The organism is Streptococcus danieliae (assembly GCF_025447695.1).
Classification (GTDB): Bacteria; Bacillota; Bacilli; order Lactobacillales; family Streptococcaceae; genus Streptococcus; species Streptococcus danieliae.
This window is the reverse complement of sequence record NZ_JAOBSU010000032.1, coordinates 1-15,890: the sequence shown is the minus strand read 5'-3', so window position 1 is coordinate 15,890 and position 15,890 is coordinate 1. Positions and strand designations below refer to the sequence as shown.

Annotated in this window: 23 protein-coding genes and 2 pseudogenes; 20 read left to right on the top strand and 5 right to left on the bottom strand. The window is 41.4% G+C overall.

The features are described 5' to 3' along the window. Positions 1-92 precede the first annotated feature (92 nt). Positions 93-737, top strand: coding sequence for an ATP-binding cassette domain-containing protein (locus N4310_RS03485; protein WP_262092095.1), 645 nt, complete (start codon positions 93-95; stop codon positions 735-737). Between the two features lie 97 nt (positions 738-834). Here N4310_RS03485 and N4310_RS03480 read toward each other — a convergent pair whose 3' ends face one another. Next, positions 835-1,242, bottom strand: coding sequence for a DUF4430 domain-containing protein (locus N4310_RS03480; RefSeq protein WP_262092094.1), 408 nt, complete (start codon positions 1,240-1,242; stop codon positions 835-837). A 139-nt stretch (positions 1,243-1,381) separates the two neighbouring features. Further along, a complete protein-coding gene (locus N4310_RS03475; RefSeq protein ID WP_262092093.1) occupies positions 1,382-1,921 on the bottom strand; it encodes an ECF transporter S component in 540 nt (179 codons plus the stop codon). A gap of 143 nt (positions 1,922-2,064) precedes the next feature. On the opposite strand from N4310_RS03475, the gene N4310_RS03470 reads away from it, so the two are divergent. After that, complete coding sequence (locus tag N4310_RS03470) at positions 2,065-4,437, top strand: pullulanase (protein ID WP_262092092.1); 2,373 nt, start codon at positions 2,065-2,067, stop codon at positions 4,435-4,437. Positions 4,438-4,508: 71 nt separating this feature from the next. On the opposite strand, the gene N4310_RS03465 is transcribed toward N4310_RS03470, so the two are convergent. From N4310_RS03465 to N4310_RS03455, 3 genes and pseudogenes are all read right to left on the bottom strand, one after another. Next, positions 4,509-5,657 (bottom strand): tyrosine-type recombinase/integrase, encoded by a 1,149-nt coding sequence (locus tag N4310_RS03465; protein ID WP_262092091.1) that lies wholly within the window; start codon positions 5,655-5,657, stop codon positions 4,509-4,511. Positions 5,658-5,787: 130 nt separating this feature from the next. Beyond that, on the bottom strand, positions 5,788-6,774 hold the full coding sequence (locus N4310_RS08590; RefSeq protein ID WP_262092090.1) for an HNH endonuclease: 987 nt from the start codon (positions 6,772-6,774) through the stop codon (positions 5,788-5,790). Positions 6,775-7,076: 302 nt separating this feature from the next. Continuing rightward, a pseudogene (locus tag N4310_RS03455) lies at positions 7,077-7,295 on the bottom strand (helix-turn-helix domain-containing protein); the annotation flags it as partial. 133 nt (positions 7,296-7,428) lie between these two features. On the opposite strand from N4310_RS03455, the gene N4310_RS03450 reads away from it, so the two are divergent. From N4310_RS03450 to N4310_RS03365, 18 genes and pseudogenes are all read left to right on the top strand, one after another. Continuing rightward, the gene (locus N4310_RS03450) at positions 7,429-7,674 is read left to right on the top strand and encodes a helix-turn-helix transcriptional regulator (RefSeq protein ID WP_262092089.1); all 246 of its coding nucleotides are present in this window, start codon (positions 7,429-7,431) and stop codon (positions 7,672-7,674) included. Between the two features lie 12 nt (positions 7,675-7,686). After that, a complete protein-coding gene (locus N4310_RS03445; protein WP_262092088.1) occupies positions 7,687-8,436 on the top strand; it encodes a phage antirepressor in 750 nt (249 codons plus the stop codon). Between the two features lie 11 nt (positions 8,437-8,447). Beyond that, on the top strand, positions 8,448-8,702 hold the full coding sequence (locus N4310_RS03440) for a hypothetical protein (RefSeq protein WP_262092087.1): 255 nt from the start codon (positions 8,448-8,450) through the stop codon (positions 8,700-8,702). Positions 8,703-8,998: 296 nt separating this feature from the next. Beyond that, positions 8,999-9,154: a hypothetical protein gene (locus N4310_RS03435; RefSeq protein ID WP_262092086.1), complete on the top strand. Its 156-nt coding sequence runs from the start codon at positions 8,999-9,001 to the stop codon at positions 9,152-9,154. A gap of 81 nt (positions 9,155-9,235) precedes the next feature. Then, positions 9,236-9,493, top strand: a complete 258-nt coding sequence (locus N4310_RS03430; RefSeq protein ID WP_262092085.1) for a hypothetical protein — start codon at positions 9,236-9,238, stop codon at positions 9,491-9,493. A 7-nt stretch (positions 9,494-9,500) separates the two neighbouring features. Beyond that, positions 9,501-9,872 (top strand): helix-turn-helix domain-containing protein, encoded by a 372-nt coding sequence (locus N4310_RS03425; protein ID WP_262092084.1) that lies wholly within the window; start codon positions 9,501-9,503, stop codon positions 9,870-9,872. Between the two features lie 254 nt (positions 9,873-10,126). Next, positions 10,127-10,450, top strand: a complete 324-nt coding sequence (locus N4310_RS03420; protein ID WP_262092083.1) for a hypothetical protein — start codon at positions 10,127-10,129, stop codon at positions 10,448-10,450. A 5-nt stretch (positions 10,451-10,455) separates the two neighbouring features. Further along, positions 10,456-10,734 carry a hypothetical protein gene (locus tag N4310_RS03415; RefSeq protein ID WP_262092082.1) on the top strand — a complete coding sequence of 93 codons (279 nt, stop codon included), beginning with the start codon at positions 10,456-10,458 and terminating at the stop codon, positions 10,732-10,734. 114 nt (positions 10,735-10,848) lie between these two features. After that, positions 10,849-11,166: a hypothetical protein gene (locus N4310_RS03410; RefSeq protein WP_262092081.1), complete on the top strand. Its 318-nt coding sequence runs from the start codon at positions 10,849-10,851 to the stop codon at positions 11,164-11,166. A 162-nt stretch (positions 11,167-11,328) separates the two neighbouring features. Then, positions 11,329-12,336 (top strand): recombinase RecT, encoded by a 1,008-nt coding sequence (locus N4310_RS03405; RefSeq protein ID WP_262092080.1) that lies wholly within the window; start codon positions 11,329-11,331, stop codon positions 12,334-12,336. Between the two features lie 3 nt (positions 12,337-12,339). Then, positions 12,340-13,164, top strand: a complete 825-nt coding sequence (locus N4310_RS03400) for a PD-(D/E)XK nuclease-like domain-containing protein (protein ID WP_262092079.1) — start codon at positions 12,340-12,342, stop codon at positions 13,162-13,164. A 2-nt stretch (positions 13,165-13,166) separates the two neighbouring features. Further along, positions 13,167-13,349 (top strand): hypothetical protein, encoded by a 183-nt coding sequence (locus tag N4310_RS03395; protein ID WP_262092078.1) that lies wholly within the window; start codon positions 13,167-13,169, stop codon positions 13,347-13,349. A gap of 86 nt (positions 13,350-13,435) precedes the next feature. Further along, positions 13,436-13,879 carry a single-stranded DNA-binding protein gene (gene ssb / locus N4310_RS03390; RefSeq protein ID WP_262092077.1) on the top strand — a complete coding sequence of 148 codons (444 nt, stop codon included), beginning with the start codon at positions 13,436-13,438 and terminating at the stop codon, positions 13,877-13,879. A 9-nt stretch (positions 13,880-13,888) separates the two neighbouring features. Beyond that, the gene (locus N4310_RS03385; RefSeq protein ID WP_262092076.1) at positions 13,889-14,083 is read left to right on the top strand and encodes a hypothetical protein; all 195 of its coding nucleotides are present in this window, start codon (positions 13,889-13,891) and stop codon (positions 14,081-14,083) included. Continuing rightward, complete coding sequence (locus N4310_RS03380; protein ID WP_262092075.1) at positions 14,073-14,465, top strand: RusA family crossover junction endodeoxyribonuclease; 393 nt, start codon at positions 14,073-14,075, stop codon at positions 14,463-14,465. Before N4310_RS03385 ends, N4310_RS03380 begins: the two co-directional genes overlap by 11 nt. Positions 14,466-14,739: 274 nt before the next feature. After that, positions 14,740-14,923 (top strand): annotated as a pseudogene (locus tag N4310_RS03375) (helix-turn-helix transcriptional regulator); the annotation flags it as partial. Positions 14,924-15,115: 192 nt separating this feature from the next. After that, positions 15,116-15,265, top strand: a complete 150-nt coding sequence (locus N4310_RS03370) for a hypothetical protein (RefSeq protein WP_262092074.1) — start codon at positions 15,116-15,118, stop codon at positions 15,263-15,265. Beyond that, positions 15,262-15,603: a DUF1372 family protein gene (locus N4310_RS03365; RefSeq protein WP_262092073.1), complete on the top strand. Its 342-nt coding sequence runs from the start codon at positions 15,262-15,264 to the stop codon at positions 15,601-15,603. The genes N4310_RS03370 and N4310_RS03365 overlap by 4 nt, the downstream gene beginning before the upstream one ends. Positions 15,604-15,890 lie beyond the last annotated feature (287 nt).

The window sequence follows — 15,890 nt, the reverse complement described above, 5'->3', positions numbered from 1 at the left end:
GCCATTGTTTTTTGGCAATTTCTGATGATTTTTTAGCTATTTACACGGAGTTGTTTGAGGTATGAATAATTTGGGTTTAAAGGGAGGTTAATATGATTCGCCTTGAAAATGTGAGTAAAGCTTTTGGGGAAAGGCGTTTGTTTTCGAATCTTTCCATAACTTTTGAAGCTGGGAAAGTTTATGCTTTAATTGGTTCAAGCGGTAGTGGGAAAACAACTCTAATGAATATGATAGGAAAATTAGAATCTTATGATGGAACTATTTTCTATCGGAATCGAGACTTGGCTAGTTATAGGTCGACAGATTTTTTCCGTCATGAGCTAGGGTACTTGTTTCAAAATTTTGGTTTGATTGAGGATCAAACAATTGAAGAAAATTTAAAGCTAGGCTTGATCGGTCAAAAATTGTCTAAGAATGAGCAACATAAGAAGGAAGAACAGGCTCTTGAGCGTGTTGGTTTGTCTTATTTGAAGCTAGATAAGCCGATTTTTGAGTTGTCTGGTGGTGAGGCTCAACGCGTTGCTCTAGCAAAGCTAATCTTAAAAGACCCACCATTTATTTTGGCAGATGAACCGACAGCTTCTATCGATCCTATGACATCTCAGTTGATTATGGAAATTCTACTTTCCTTTCGTGCCCCTAATCGGCTAATAGTCATAGCAACTCATAATCCAGTTGTGTGGGAGCTGGCTGATGAAGTAATCACAATGGATTCTTTGCAGGATTTAGATTTATAGGAGTAGATACTCGCTACCATAAGGGTCTTAGCCTTGTGCTAGGACTCTTTTGCCATACAAAAAGCCGTGTGGCTTGTTTCCACACGGCTGCTTGATTTTATTCTCCTTGGTAGGCTTCAAGTTTCCAGTCGATTTTGTCACCGTCTTTGAGTTGGACGTCCTGGGCACCTTTGTCGCTCATTTTACCATTCACATCGAAGAGCCAGTATTTTTGCTCGTCTGGTTGTTGGCTGACACCGTTGATAGAGGTTACCAAGCCGTTTTCTTCTTGAATATCCATTTGCGCTTTCATGACATCTAGCAGTTTGTCGCCTTCTTTGAAGGAAAGTTCAAAGGGGCTATTTTCGATAGCTTGACCGTCTTGGGTAACAGAAAGGGCAATTTTGGACTCCACGACCTGGCTGCTAGAAGCCGTTGATGAGGAGGATTCTGTAGCAGACTGGTTATTAGTGGCACAGCCTGTGAGGGCTAGGGCAGTAAGGGCGACTAGGGTAAGTTTTTTCATAAAAAGACTCCTTATACTCTTTCTATTTTGAATTCACACGTCGTTAGCTTCGACTTGTCTAACTTTAGTTATGCCTGCGTCTCGCTGCCTAGTTTGAATTCAAAATAGTTTGAGCAATGATTTTAGATTGAAAGTAGTATTAAAAATGGTATTGTTTGCGTAAAACCTGAATCAGGGGACTTAGGATGGGTTCCAGGATTAGGTAGAAGAGGGCGTTGCCGAGGGCGTGGAGGAGGTCAAAAGGGAGACCTTGGAGATAGTAGGACCAAAAATTGCTGATGCTGTAAGTTTGGGCGGAGAAAAAGGAAATGACAAAGCCGTAGAGGAAGCCAAAGAAGAAGGCAACCAGGGCAAAGAGGACCAAGCGGAGCTTGGGTTTGCTGGCCAGCCTCCTATGGAGGGGGCGTAAGCCATAGAGGCCAGCCATCAGAATGGTATAGGTCAGGATTTGGTAGATAGTCCAAGGTCCCATCCCCAAGAAAATATTGGAGATGAGAATGGTCAAGGCTGCCACAATGATACCGTCTGCCAAGGTCAACTGGAGGGTCAACATCATTAAAATCGCTGTGACTGGCTGGATATTGGGGAGGCCGGCGGTGACCTGGCGTCCCACAAAACAAAAGGCTGCCATGACCGCCAAAAAGGCTAGGCGACGACTGGATCCTACACGCTTATCCATAGATATACCTCTTTTTCCGATTTCAAAATCATTTTAACATAGGCTTTTAGGCCCTGTCCAATGATTATGCTTTACAGCTGGTATTTTTGTGTTTATAATAGTAAGCGATTTCACAATAAAAGTAGTGGGGAAGGATGAAGAAAATGAGGCCAGTAATTTCCTTAAAAAGTGCCAAGCAAATTAGTGATCAGGAGCTCATCCTGTACCTAGCCGAACCTAGTGATCTAAACTTGGATCGGCTATCAACAGAAGTACAGGTCTGGGATACAGCTGGGGAACGACTGGAACTGGAGTGCGTGGAGTGGTTGCAGGAAGGCCGTTCGTTACGGATTCAGGCACCCTTGGCCACGAATGCAGCAGCTCCTTACCGAGTGCAAGTGGGAGATTCTCAAGTGACCAGTTTTTTGGCCTGGCAGTTGCTGGATCAGCTTTCTGCTTATGAAGGGCCCTTGGGCTTGGAAGTCGGAGCTGGAGCGCGGCAGGTCCAGTTTCGCTTCTGGGCTCCTTCGGCGCAGCAGGTGGAGCTGGTTCTCTATGATAAAAAGGATGCAGATTTGGAGTTGGCGATTCTTCCCATGAAGTCGATTTCTCAAGGGATTTGGTTTTTAGAGTTGGAGGCTGAAGTTGACTTGGGACTGCCGAATTTACAGGGGTATTTCTACCATTACCAAATTCAGAGGGCAGATCGAATGGTACGCGTGTTAGATCCATATGCACCATCCTTGGCGACTTGGTCTAGTCAGCAACGGCATCGTGGACTGGCTTATCAGGTGGCTAAAGGAGCTATTCTGGATCCTCGGAAAACAGGTCGAGGGGACCTGGCTTTTGCAGAAATTCCAGGTTATAAGAAGCGGGAAGATGCCGTGATCTATGAAGTCCATGTCCGTGATTTCACCTCTGATCCAGAAGTCCTGGATGAATTAGCGGCTCCTTTTGGTACCTTTCAGGCCATGGAAGAACGGTTGGACTACATTCAATCACTAGGCGTGACCCATATCCAGCTTCTACCCGTTCTTAGCTATTATTTGGCGGATGAATTCCAGGCAGGTCAGGGGCTGTGGGATTATGCTTCTGGAGGAACTAATTATAACTGGGGTTACGATCCCCAGCATTATTTCGCTTTGACAGGGATGTATTCTGTGGATCCGGCAGACCCAGGCTTGCGGATTCAGGAATTGAAAGATCTCATTGCGGCCATTCATGCGCGGGGAATGGGAGTCATTTTGGATGTGGTCTACAACCATACAGCTCAGTTGGGGATTTTTGAGGATTTGGAGCCTCATTACTATCATTTTATGGATGCGGATGGGGAGGCCCGAACCAGTTTTGGTGGTGGTCGTCTAGCCTCGACTCATACTATGACCCGCCGGCTGATGCTCGATTCCATCGCTTATTTACTTGATGTCTATAAGGTAGACGGTTTCCGTTTTGATATGATGGGGGACCATGATGCGGAGACCTTAGACCAGGTAGCTCAGTTGGCTCGGGAAATCAACCCTCAAGCCTTGATTCTGGGAGAGGGCTGGCGGACCTATGTGGGTGACGAGGACGATTCTAGATTAGCAGCCGATCAGGATTGGATGGATCAGACCGATCAAGTCGCTGTTTTTTCAGACCATTTCCGCAATAGCCTTAAGTCGGGCTATCCGACAGAAGGGGAGCCGGCCTTTCTAACCGGAGGTGCGATCAAGATTCATGACCTCTTCCAATCGCTGAAGGCTCAGCCGACCAATTTCAAGGCTGATCAGCCGGGCGATGTGGTGCAATATATTGAGGCACATGATAATTTGCCCTTGTTCGACATCATTGCCCAATCGATTCAGAAAGACCCGGAGGTCCCAGCCCATTTAGCTGAGATTCACCGGCGGATTCGTCTGGGCCAACTGCTCCTGCTGACTGCTCAAGGGACTGTCTTTCTCCACGCAGGTCAGGAATACGGCCGGACTAAGCAATTCCGCCACCCTGACTTTGAGAAGCCCGTTGCTCCAGCCCTGGCGCCGCATAAGTCCTACCTGCTAGAGGATCAAGCAGGCCAGCCCTTCCGTTTTCCCTATTTTATTCATGATTCTTACGACGCCTCTGATGCAGTGAACCGCTTTGACTGGTCCAAGGTCCGCGATGCCGCTAGTCACCCCGATGCCCTGAAGACACTGGCCTATACTCGTGGTTTGATTGTCTTGCGAAAAGCAGAAGGGGTATTCCGCCTGTCTGATCGCAAGCAGGTAGATCAAAAGGTCCAGCTCCTCACCCCAGGGAATCGGGAAGATCTGTTGATCGCCTATCGTTTCCTTTTGAATCCTGCTGAATCACTGGTCGTAGTGGTCAATGCCGATGACCAGCAGCGCTCCCTGTCCCTTGCCCACCTAGCCGATGCCAGCTCAATCCAGATCCTGGTTGATGGCGAACAAGTTCATCTAGCAGGGATTCCAGCCGCGCAACAAGCCGGCTTCCGGATTCAAGGGACAGAACTGATTCTCCAAGCCTTGACCGGGGTGGTTCTGAAAATCCGTCTCTAATGTGGTATAAAAAGGTATCTATTGAATTAAACCCTATAGATACTGTATTTTCAGGCTTTTTAAGAAGATGATTAGTCAGAAGGGGGCATAGAAGGGGCAAAAATATCATTTAGTTTATCGATTAAGTCATCGTTCATTCTTTTTGTGACATGGCTATAGATTTCCATGGTGACTTTTGAATCACTATGTCCCACCCTATCCATGATCAAAGGGATCGGTGTCCCGAGTTCGACCAAAAGCGAGATGTGAGAATGTCTGAAAAAGTGACTTGTAATTTGTTTATCCAACCCTGCACTCTTTCTACTTTTATCCAAGAACCTGTTGAAAGTTTTTAGTTTCATCGGTTCTGGATTCCCAAAAATGAATTGCCCGTTGGTACCTCTGATTATATTTTCTTCAACCTGTTCTTTGATTATTTCAAGTGTAGAGTCGCTAACTGTGATTGTACGAATTGATTTCTTTGTTTTTGGGCTGGTGACTTTGTTACTTATCGTGCTGAACGATTGTCTTATCGCTATAGTTTTGTTATCAAAGTCTACAGAATTCAACTCAAGCGCAGCTAATTCTCCGAATCGCATACCTGTCAAATACAAAACTTTTATAGCCCGCACATATCTTGGTCTATGCTTGTTTTTTGGCGCTTCTCGATCAAGATAAGCGATGAACTGTAGATATTCCTCACGATCTAAATATTTAGATTTTGTTTTCTCTACTTCGTCATCTGTCTTTATTTGTTTTGGTAATTCAACGTATTGTAGTTCGTTGCCAGGGATATATCCCATCCGAACCGCATACTTTAAAGATTGGTTTACATAACTTTTTATCTGACGGATTGTTCCGAGGCTATATCCCTTATCGATTAGCTGATCAAAAAGTTTTTGAAGGAATCGTCTATCTATGTTTTGAATTAGGTAGTCTTTAGGGATCATTGAGAGGATTGTGTTAAGATTTAATTGTCGATTTATTCTAGTTGATTCTTTTATACCTCTAGCATGAATCTTCTCGAAGTCTCGAACTAGTTCATGGAATGTTATCTGTTCGGTATTCTTTGAGTTGACCTTCTCGTCTATTTTTTCCTGTAGGAGGACGATAGCTTGTCTCTTTGCCTGCGGAGACTTCTTGTCCAGAGTAACAGATACCTTTTTCCATTTTTCGCTATAAGGGTCTTTGTACCGTTCAAAGTATTTATATTTCCCTGTCTTGGTTTCTTCGATCCACATTGTTTTTTACCTCATTTCTTGATAAAATGGGTATAGTAAAAGGACCGGCATAAGCTGCAGGTTTTTACTATATCCGGAGACTCCTTCACACTCAAAGTTTGGCGATTGCGAGTGTGAAGGAGTTTTTTATTTATTCAACAACTTTGTTTGATTTGCTGCGATTACATTTCCAACATAGTGTTTGTAAATTATCTTCAGTAGATAATCCACCCTTTGATACTGGAAGAATATGGTCTACTTCTAATAGCAATAAACTTTGTTCTGCAGTCGAGACGCCACAGATTTGACAAGTATATTCATCACGTTCTTTTATAAATTCTCTTAATTTTTTTGTCATTAGGGAACGTTGAGCTTTGGCACTTTTCTTATATTTTATCTGTTCAGATAAATACTCAGACAATCCTTCTAATGTTGGTTCGTCTAAAGTGATGGTTGTTCGTTGGGCACTATTTCCTCCAGAGCTAACATACTCGAAAATATAATCTGGACTTCTGAACACCATACCTGGAACATTAATTTCAAGTTTTTGGAGTAGTTCATCGAGATAATATTTTGTAATGAATTCCGGAGGATTAAAATCCTTTTGGATTTTTAAAAGTCGATTGTCCAGATTTTCCTTGGCATTTGTAAATCTAGAGACTGTTTCACCCATTTCTTGGACATGAGCAAGGTTTTCTTCTGTTGGTTTAACGTTGAAATATTTGCACAAGTATTTCAACGGTTCTTCAGAAGCTCGTTTAACCACTTGTAAGGATGCTTGATGGACATTTTTATCTGTTAGATTTTTGATATTTTTTTCTCGATCGATATTGTATGAGCTTGTATTTTCGTAAGTTGCTAGATGAGCATGTTTAAAGCGCTCACTACTATCGGATTGTAAAGAAATTTCATCGAAAGAGTTAACGTAATCTGCTAACTCGTTATATTCTTTTACTGCATTATCAATATTACGTTTATGTTCTAGGAACGTATCGCTTTTGAAGTAGAGTTCTTTTCTTACATATCTAGTTAGACGATAGAGAGCATATCCTATTGCAATATATAAAAATATATACCAATAACTGAGAAGCCAAATTATAAGAGCTATGAATAGAATCCAAAATAGAATAGTTAACACAGATTAGTCCTCCTTTAGTCATTGATTATATGAGCCAATAACTCGATAATCGTATCTAGTTTATGATTAGTTTCTTTTTGAACAGCAATCTGTTCATCGATTTTATTAAGAAGTGAACGCTGTAATTTTAAGTCAGCCACTCCTAGTTGTTTCATACTATCGTTATGTTTGTCAGAGTTTCCGAAGTTGTATGTGCCGTTGTCGGAGTTGTCAATTGAAAAAGATTCTGCTTGTTGTCCAATTTTATTACTATCCCCATAAAAAACTTTTTGTGACTCTCCAAAATTTATGTTGTAACTGTTGGAGAGATCTTTCTCCATTAGTTCAGATAAATTCACCCCAAAAATATTTGCGATATCGCTTAATATACCAGCTTTTGGAGTATAGTCTCCCTTTTCCCAAGCGCTAATTGATGAGGAACTTTTTCGTCCCAATTTTTCAGCTAATTCAAGTTGTTCCATTTTTTTAGAATTCCTTAAATATTTTAAGTTTTGTGCAAAATAACTTTTTTCTTTATTCATAATTTACCTCTAAAGTGATTATAACACAAAAGTCGGATTTTATGAAATTTATTTCAGATTTTTAGAAAAACGACTTGACTTCAGAAAAACAGAAATGTATAATAAACTCAATCTAATAGGAAAGGAGGATAGAATGAGAAAAGTACAGAAAACTCCCTTGAGACAACTGAGAGAACTGAAAGGATACACTCAAGAAGAATTAGCTAGCAAAGCTGGTATAACAGCTAGGACGCTAAATCTTTATGAGTCTGATACTGGTAATTTACGTAAAGCTAAGTATGAGACTGTCAAAAATCTATCAGCTATTTTAGGTGTAACAGTGGATGATATTTTTTTAGACGATATTTCGGATTTTCTGAAATTGCCTGGAATGGTTTAGAGAGGAGAAGGTATGAACGAAATTTTTAATTTTAAAGGGCAGGAAGTCCGCGCAGTAACTATTGATAACGAGCCGTATTTCGTCGGTAAAGATGTGGCAGATATTCTTGGATATTCAAATTCAAGAAAAGCAATTATTGACCACGTTGACGAAGAAGATAAGCTGACGTCACAAATCGTTACGGCAGGTCAAAACAGAAATCAAGTAGTCATCAATGAATCAGGTCTTTATTCTCTCATCTTATCCAGTAAGTTGTCCCAAGCCAAAGAATTTAAGCGTTGGGTCACAAGCGAGGTTTTACCAACTATTCGTAAAAATGGAATGTTTGCAACTGACGAACTACTAGATAACCCTGATTTTGCAATTGCGACATTACAGAAGCTAAAAGAAGAGCGTGATGCTAAAAAGTTGCTAGAAGCTCAAATCGAAGCGGATAAACCCAAGGTACTGTTCGCTGACGCAGTTAGTGCTAGTCAGTCATCAATCTTGGTTGGTGAGCTGGCAAAGTTAATTAAGCAGAACGGCGTGGATATTGGAGCGACTCGTCTATTCGAGTGGTTGCGAAACCAAGGCTATTTAATCAAACGCAAAGGCCGCGACTGGAATATGCCGACGCAGAAAAGCGCCGAACTTGGATTGATCCGCATCAAAGAAACGAGCATCACTCATTCTGATGGACATATCACCGTTAATAAGACACCGCTTGTGACCGGCAAGGGACAGCAGTATTTTATCAATAAGTTTTTAGACCAGGTATCTTAAGGAGAACAAACATGAATCTTGAACACAAATACATTGAGATTTCCGGTGAGATTGCTGGCCGCATTGAAATGGAAACAGAAAAAGACCTACTTGTCCGGAGAGCGATAGTCCTTGATGGACGTATTGGACTGTGCGAGCAAGCGGTCTATGTGAGTAAGGGAATTCTAGATAGTTACTGGGTTAGAATCGTTGAACTATCTACTGTTCCGGAAACCATCAATAGCGTTAACAGCGCTAATTTGATTAGGGAATACTTGAACATGTAGAGTCACAGAATCAAGTGAAGCAGTATACTGAACAGCCTTTACTAGATAATGTTCAGATTTGTAATCGGCATCTGCAGAAATAACATCTCCCTTATTTGGAACGCAAGGTAATGAGATAGCTGATTTTATAGTTTTTCCATTTTCTATTAAGTGACAAGTAATCATGTTAAGTCCTTCTTTTTTGTAAATTTTGAGCAAAAAAGGGTGAAAAGGTTTTCTGCTCATATTTATAGATTGAGAATATACAAATATTCCGAAAATGTAATCGGTCTCAAGACTGATTTTTGGAGGTAATTATGCATGACGACAAAATTATAGAAATTGTGGACTATCTGCTAAGCCTAGATAAGGTTCGAAGCTATAGTGATGCCAAAAGAGCAGCTGTTCAGCTAATGAAATTGGTCAGTCTGGAAATTGACCATCGGGCTTTGGAGAAGCCTGTTGACAAATAAAAAAAGCCCCAACGGACGGCAATCCGTAAGGGGCAAAGAAAATAAATATTCACGTTAATTATACCACAGAAAGGGGTTTGTATGGACACAATTATCAGAATTGAAGATGTCATAATCGAAAAAATTTCAGCAAACGATGAAGAGTTAAGCCATATTTTTGGTTTATCCACAAGAGTTTGCGGTCGTAGACGTCGAGAAATGCAAAAGTTACCAAGTCAGCAGAAGCACCTGCGTGATTGTGGGAGCTTGGTAACGATCAAAGGCTTTGATCAGTACCTTGCTTACCGAGGCAGTCAAGCATGGAAAAAAGAAATGGACAAAGTTAAAAAAGCTGGATAGGAGGTTCTTGTGGTACAGCATATATTTCAGACACACAAATGAAAACTATACAAAAATTAATAATCACGGAGCACAAAACCAAGGACTCAGTTTACAAGCTAAAGGGTTGTTGTGGGTTTTGACTGCTAATAAAGATACTTGGAGACCATACATAGATGAAATTGCAAAGCGATCAAAAAACGGTAGAGATGCCCACAGAACGGCTTTCGATGAGTTGAAAGAAGCAGGATATATTCGAAATTATCGAAAAAGCTTTGGACGTGGTAAGGGAGTTCAAAATTTTCCTTTGATTTCCGATATACCGATTACTGAGTTATTTTGGGAGTATTGGACTCGGAGTGTGGATGAAGAATTATCCGCCATGGAGGATGATTTTTAATTTACAACTTACTGATTTTTCAAAAGTTGAAAAGTTCAAAAGTTGAAAAGTTCAAAAGTTGAAAAGTTCAAAAGTTGAAGAATCCGACGCTAATAATAACTAAAGAATAATAATAACTAAATTAGTAACAATACAGGCTACGCCACTAAGTAAAAACAATAAGGCGCTAAGGCGCACTAACTGTTAAACAAGACACTATGCACCTAATAAATAAATATAAATAAGGTGTTTCACACAAAATTGGAGGAAGAAAAATGAAAATCAAAAAAGAACTTGTAGCGATTATGGACGAATACGGTAATTTTCTTTCAGAATATGAAAATGAAGTGTCTTTAGCTTATCAGGCAAGATGGACAGATGAAGTTGAACATGCAGCAGTTATTCCCGTTGAATACTATGAGAAGCAAAAAGAAAAATATGAGTCCATGGCAAAAATGTTCGGCGGACAGTTGGTGAATATTGGAGCCGGATACGAAGTCAAAACTTTGGACCGAGAAGAACCCGAGATTACTGAATCTCCTGAAGATAAACTTGAAAAAGTACTGGATGAATTTTTAGAAAATGTATTTGGAGGATAAGACTAATGTTAGAAACACTTTTGACAGTAACTGAAATCTTAGCGCTTGGTACAGCTAGCGTAGCTGCAATCGACATCATGCTGAAGAAAGCCCGCCAGAAGCGCCAACGAGAACTGGATGCAGCAATCGCTAAAGCTGAAGCTCGGGCTTACGAACAAGCTCAACGAGACATTGAACAGGAACGCCAACGGGAGCGGGAAGCTTATAAGCGTAACTACACCATGCTGGATCCCTACGATCCACGGGTGTTTGATAACGTGATTCTGATGCCTTGTCAAAAATGAGCGAGGAGTTTTTGGACGATTACATGGACATCCGCTATAGAGATTTGCTAGAGGATTACACCAGGGAAGTTGAAAACAATGAAAAACTCAGAAAAGAAATCAGGAGGCTAGAGAATGAAAACTGGACGCTTAAGCGAAAGCGTAAGTTTCGAAGATAAAGAAAGAGTTGTGCGAGATAATTTGCCGTTTGATCTGATCCAAAAATTAGACGCTCTTCAAAATCGAGATCTAAAGGCTTACGTAGAGTTTATCGAAAGCGACTATAAAAACCATCAGAACTTAGTCAGTTTTTGGGAGGAGTATATCGATATCCATGGTACTCCAGAACAAATCAATCGCCTGCTAGCTTTGAAAAGCGAAGACGAAGAGAAGTATTATCTGAAATTACAGCATGTCTATCGTGGACTAGTCAATCACGCAGAGGAGGTCTGACATGCTATTTGATGACCGAGACGATTATTACAAACATCAAGAGTGGCTAAATCAGGATAACATCGATCCGCTCGAGGATGAAAAGTACGACAGCTGGAAAGATGCGCAAGTTTAGCGCTTGGAATTAGGAAACCTGAAAAATAAAGATTGGAGAAAACAGAAATGGCAAATGAATTGACTCAAAAACAAATCACATCGAGTGTTGCGAATCGTATTCAAGAAATGCAGGGGGATGGTTTGAAGGTAGCTCCGAACTATAGTGTCACCAATGCTCTTAGTTCGGCATACTATGCCTTGGAGAATAGTCCTAGTGGGAACTTACTTGAAAAATGCACTCAAATAAGTATTTATAATGCCTTGTTGGATATGGTAACTCAAGGACTTAGCCCGGCAAAAACTCAGTGTTATTTCATCCCATATGGGAATACGGTCAAGCTGACACGCTCTTACTTTGGAACTATGAAGGTTGTGAAGCAGCTTCCAGAAGTAAAAGATATTTATGCCGAGATCATCTATGAAGGGGATGATTTTAAAATCAAGAATGAAAATGGACGTAAAGTGTTTGTTAGTCATGAAACAGATTGGCAAAATGCTGATAATCCGATTGTGGGAGCTTACTGCATTATCGAAAAGCATACTGGTGAGGAGATTTTGACAGTTATGACCAAGAAAGAGATCGATGATTCTTGGTCACAATCCAGAAACAAAAGCGTTCAAAATAAATTCCCTCAAGAAATGGCTAAGCGTACAGTCATCAATCGTGCAGCCAAGCATTTTTTCAACACAAGTAATGATAACGATCTTTTTGTAGACGCAGTCAACCGGACAACCCAAAACGAATATGAGGAAGACCGTCAAATCAAGGAGGCCAAACCCGTACAAAGCGAATCTGAGAGCTTAGATGACATTCTTGGGGAACCTCAAGAAATTGCTCCGGAAGATTCTCAAAATCTGGACAACCTCCTAGAAGCCCCAGAACAGCCCCAGGAGGACGAAAAAGAAGAAGTGGAACAAATTATCGAGGAAGAGTCTAGCGCTCCTGAGACAAAAGAAGAGCCACCTAAAAAAACGCGTAAGAAGAAAAGTGAAGTGATTGATCAAGAAACTGGTGAAATTTTTGAACAAGAATCTCTTTTCGAGGGAATGACTACAAATCCAAAAGAGGTGTAGATTATGCTGACACAGGAAAATTATTATCAGGACCGAACTTACTTAACGAACTCACGAATCAAGCAGTACATGAACTGCCAAGCGATGGCTAAGGCTATCGAAGATGGTGACTGGGTAGACGAGCGGGACGACACCGCTCTCCTACTCGGTAACTATGTTCATAGCTATTTTGAAAGCGAAGAAGCCCATCAGCAGTTCCTTGAAGAAAATGGCGATAAGCTGATTTCGAAGACTGGCCGAACCAAGGGGCAGCTCAAGAAAGACTTCCTGATTGGAGATAAGATGATTCAAACCCTCGAAACCGACGAACGTTTCAATAAGCTCTACCACGGTCAGAAGGGGGACCAGGTAGAGAAAGAAATGATTGTCTATGGCGAACTTGAGGGGATCCCTTTCAAAGGCAAGTTGGACAGCGTGAATTTAACCCGGGGTTACTTTGTGGACCTGAAGACAATGAAGTCCATCTATGCGGATGAGTGGAATTCAGAGCTAAGGACACGAATCAAAGCGGCGGCTAACAATATTTTGAATTTTGGCTATGCAGGACAGTTGGCCCTGTATCGGGAGCTCTTGAAGCAAATAACGGGCGATGATTATAGGCAGTACATCGTCGCAGTTAGCAAAGAGAATGTACCGGACAAAGAAGTTCTGTCTATCCCTGAAAACTTTCTTGAAGAGGGACTTGGGGACCTCCTGGAAGCAGCAACCGAGATTTGGGATGTGATCCAAGGAAAGAAAGAACCGAAAAAATGCGAGCGGTGCGATTATTGCCGAAGCAAGAAAAAATTGACTAAGATTGTCAGCTTGAATGAATTGATTGGAGAGTAGAAATGAGCAATTACAGAGTTAAGCATTTTGTATATATGATAGCGAGTGATATTGAGGATAATGTAAATGATTTCATTAGAGAAAACAAGGTTGAAGTTTTGAGATATACCTTAATTCCGCCTACTTTAGAAACATTACCTCTATTTGTCGGCATTCTAGAATACGAGGTGGAAGAAAATGATTGATTTATTGAAGGAGGTTGGGATGGCTATTGTTTGGTTGCTGCTAGGATATTTACTTGGCGAGCGTAATTCTGGAAAGAGTGATCCAGATGATCAATAACGTTACCCTGGTCGGTCGTTTGACAGCAAAACCAGAATTAAAATTTACTCCAGCAAATAAGGCGGTGGCGAGTTTTACACTCGCCGTGAACCGCCAATTTAAAACTCAAGATGGAAAGCGTGAAGCTGATTTCATTAATTGTATAGTCTGGGGCCAATCAGCCGAGAACCTGGCTAACTGGAATGACAAAGGGAGCCTGATTGGGGTTGTAGGTCGGATTCAGACTCGTAACTACGAGAACCAGCAAGGTCAGCGGGTTTATGTGACCGAGATTCTGGTTGGTTCTTGGCAGAAGCTAGAATTTGGTCAAAACCAAGGTAACAATCAAGGTCAGCAGTCATCGCAGCAGCAAGCGCCAGCTACTGGATACAATCAGAATCCATTCGGGAATACAAGTCCGATGGATATTTCGGATGACGACTTGCCGTTTTAAGGAGCATCTATGATTAGAAAAAAATGCGAGTATGCACTTTACAAAGGTGAAGAGCTGCTTGGAATCGGAACAGCTGAAGAGTTAGCGGATCAGTTGGGGGTTGCACCAAAAACAATTCATTTTTACGCCAGCCCCGCTTATCAGAAGCGGACATCAGAAAGAGCACGGCGCTTGGTACTTTTGGGCATAGCAGATGAAATTTGAGTTCATACTCTCAAATACAAAAAAACAAAAAGAAATGCTGAATTCCAACGACCGTCCGCATTGGACACAGAAAGCTAAAATCACGGCCAGACTTCGCCATCTAGGGGCAATAGAAGGTCGAAAGGGTAAAACTACCACTTATACCAAACAACGCCCCTGTGGCTTGGTTGTGACGGTATTCTCGCCAACTAAAAGGCGAATGGATCCGCCGAACTTTTATCCGACAGTGAAAGCTCTAGTTGATGGACTGACGGACGCAGGCGTTTGGACGGATGACAATCACGAGGTGATTAAGTACATGACCTTTCAATATGGTGGTCTTAGTGGCATTAAGGGGAAATACAGATTAGAAATGGAGATTGAAGAAATTGGAAAAACCTAGATTTGCGGTCCAGCTTTGGCTAAAAGGGGAATTGAGAAGCGTCGTTCGCTTTTCTCGTAGGGAAGCTGCGGAGTTGTACATGAAGAAGCGGCGACATACGCCTTATGATATGCGATTGGTGGAGATTGAAGATGAGATATAGAGTGACTACACGATATAAGGATCACGTTCTTGGCATGAAAGTTTTCAGCTCGCTTAAAAATGCAGAAGAGTACGCTAAGGAGAAATCTGATTATTGCAAGAATTGGATTTCTGAAATTCAGGCGGTAGGAAGATGAACAGGTTGAAAGAATTACGAACAGAAAAAAAGCTAACCCAAAAAGAGTTAGCTGATATTATTGGGACAACTAAACTGACCGTATCAAATTGGGAAAACGGAAAGCATTCCATGAACTCTGATAAAGCCCAAGCTCTAGCCGATTATTTTGGGGTTAGTGTTGGGTATCTATTGGGATATGATTCACCTTCCATGCATATTAAACCGATTATTAGCAAGACTGAAATCAAAATGATGTCTGAATTTTTGGTTCAGACAGGACAGAGTGAGGAATATCGACAAGGTGTCAAGGACTTAGAAGGATTGATTGTGGCCCGGCTAGAAGAAAATTTTTCGGATTTTTATTCACCGGTATTTGGTAAGGAGCTGGATCATGAAGATTGATGATAAGCGAGTCAATTTCTTTGGGCAGTATATGTTTTTAGTAGATGGCAAGTGGATTTTGGTAAGTCCTTATGATTTTCACTGTTATCGAATTGGGGACACAGTTCCGCAGTATGTGCTGGAAAGGGGAAGTAAATGACGGAACGAGAAAAAGGAATTTTAGAATCGGCTCTCTTCGGCGTGTGGATCTTCGCCATGTTCATCTTCGCCGTTCAAATCCATTTTGGAATCCAGCTTCACGAGCTGGAGCAGAGAATGCAGCGAACAGAATTAAGCCAGCGGTACATTCACAATCCGAAAACGACAGTAGGGAAGGTGACCCAAAAATTTGAAAAGAATGGCAAATACACGCTTGTCGTTGCTGGATATGGGAATTTCTTGGTAAGTGAAGAGACTTATGAGAATGTTCAGGTTGGCGATGAAATGCCGAAGGAAATCAAAGGGCGCGTGGAGGTTAGGAATGGAGTTGGGGGATGAAGATGTCTAGGTTTAAAGAGTTAATGACACCACCTTATTCCCTAGTGTTGATGTCTACCATACTGGTTGTTGCAAGATTTGTAGACTACTCAATCCCTTGGCAAATGATTTTTGTTCCACTTGGAATTTATTATTTCTTTGCATGGACGTATATTTTATTTAGTTTATAGATTTGGGGATAGTATGGAGCTTTTGTGCTGTAAAGAGTGCGGATACTGGTTTTCATTAGAGTCTGGAGATGGTGACATTATCTTTCAGACAGGTTATTGTGGTGATTGTTTAGCAGA

Bases quoted from the DNA above. Each gene is read 5' to 3' on its own strand.
- N4310_RS03485 (WP_262092095.1), top strand. From the start codon at position 93: ATGATTCGCCTTGAAAATGTGAGTAAAGCTTTTGGGGAAAGGCGTTTG.
- N4310_RS03480 (WP_262092094.1), bottom strand. From the start codon at position 1,242: ATGAAAAAACTTACCCTAGTCGCCCTTACTGCCCTAGCCCTCACAGGC.
- N4310_RS03475 (WP_262092093.1), bottom strand. From the start codon at position 1,921: ATGGATAAGCGTGTAGGATCCAGTCGTCGCCTAGCCTTTTTGGCGGTC.
- N4310_RS03470 (WP_262092092.1), top strand. From the start codon at position 2,065: ATGAGGCCAGTAATTTCCTTAAAAAGTGCCAAGCAAATTAGTGATCAG.
- N4310_RS03465 (WP_262092091.1), bottom strand. From the start codon at position 5,657: ATGTGGATCGAAGAAACCAAGACAGGGAAATATAAATACTTTGAACGG.
- N4310_RS03450 (WP_262092089.1), top strand. From the start codon at position 7,429: ATGAGAAAAGTACAGAAAACTCCCTTGAGACAACTGAGAGAACTGAAA.
- N4310_RS03445 (WP_262092088.1), top strand. From the start codon at position 7,687: ATGAACGAAATTTTTAATTTTAAAGGGCAGGAAGTCCGCGCAGTAACT.
- N4310_RS03440 (WP_262092087.1), top strand. From the start codon at position 8,448: ATGAATCTTGAACACAAATACATTGAGATTTCCGGTGAGATTGCTGGC.
- N4310_RS03435 (WP_262092086.1), top strand. From the start codon at position 8,999: ATGCATGACGACAAAATTATAGAAATTGTGGACTATCTGCTAAGCCTA.
- N4310_RS03430 (WP_262092085.1), top strand. From the start codon at position 9,236: ATGGACACAATTATCAGAATTGAAGATGTCATAATCGAAAAAATTTCA.
- N4310_RS03420 (WP_262092083.1), top strand. From the start codon at position 10,127: ATGAAAATCAAAAAAGAACTTGTAGCGATTATGGACGAATACGGTAAT.
- N4310_RS03415 (WP_262092082.1), top strand. From the start codon at position 10,456: ATGTTAGAAACACTTTTGACAGTAACTGAAATCTTAGCGCTTGGTACA.
- N4310_RS03410 (WP_262092081.1), top strand. From the start codon at position 10,849: ATGAAAACTGGACGCTTAAGCGAAAGCGTAAGTTTCGAAGATAAAGAA.
- N4310_RS03405 (WP_262092080.1), top strand. From the start codon at position 11,329: ATGGCAAATGAATTGACTCAAAAACAAATCACATCGAGTGTTGCGAAT.
- N4310_RS03400 (WP_262092079.1), top strand. From the start codon at position 12,340: ATGCTGACACAGGAAAATTATTATCAGGACCGAACTTACTTAACGAAC.
- N4310_RS03395 (WP_262092078.1), top strand. From the start codon at position 13,167: ATGAGCAATTACAGAGTTAAGCATTTTGTATATATGATAGCGAGTGAT.
- ssb (WP_262092077.1), top strand. From the start codon at position 13,436: ATGATCAATAACGTTACCCTGGTCGGTCGTTTGACAGCAAAACCAGAA.
- N4310_RS03385 (WP_262092076.1), top strand. From the start codon at position 13,889: ATGATTAGAAAAAAATGCGAGTATGCACTTTACAAAGGTGAAGAGCTG.
- N4310_RS03380 (WP_262092075.1), top strand. From the start codon at position 14,073: ATGAAATTTGAGTTCATACTCTCAAATACAAAAAAACAAAAAGAAATG.
- N4310_RS03370 (WP_262092074.1), top strand. From the start codon at position 15,116: ATGAAGATTGATGATAAGCGAGTCAATTTCTTTGGGCAGTATATGTTT.
- N4310_RS03365 (WP_262092073.1), top strand. From the start codon at position 15,262: ATGACGGAACGAGAAAAAGGAATTTTAGAATCGGCTCTCTTCGGCGTG.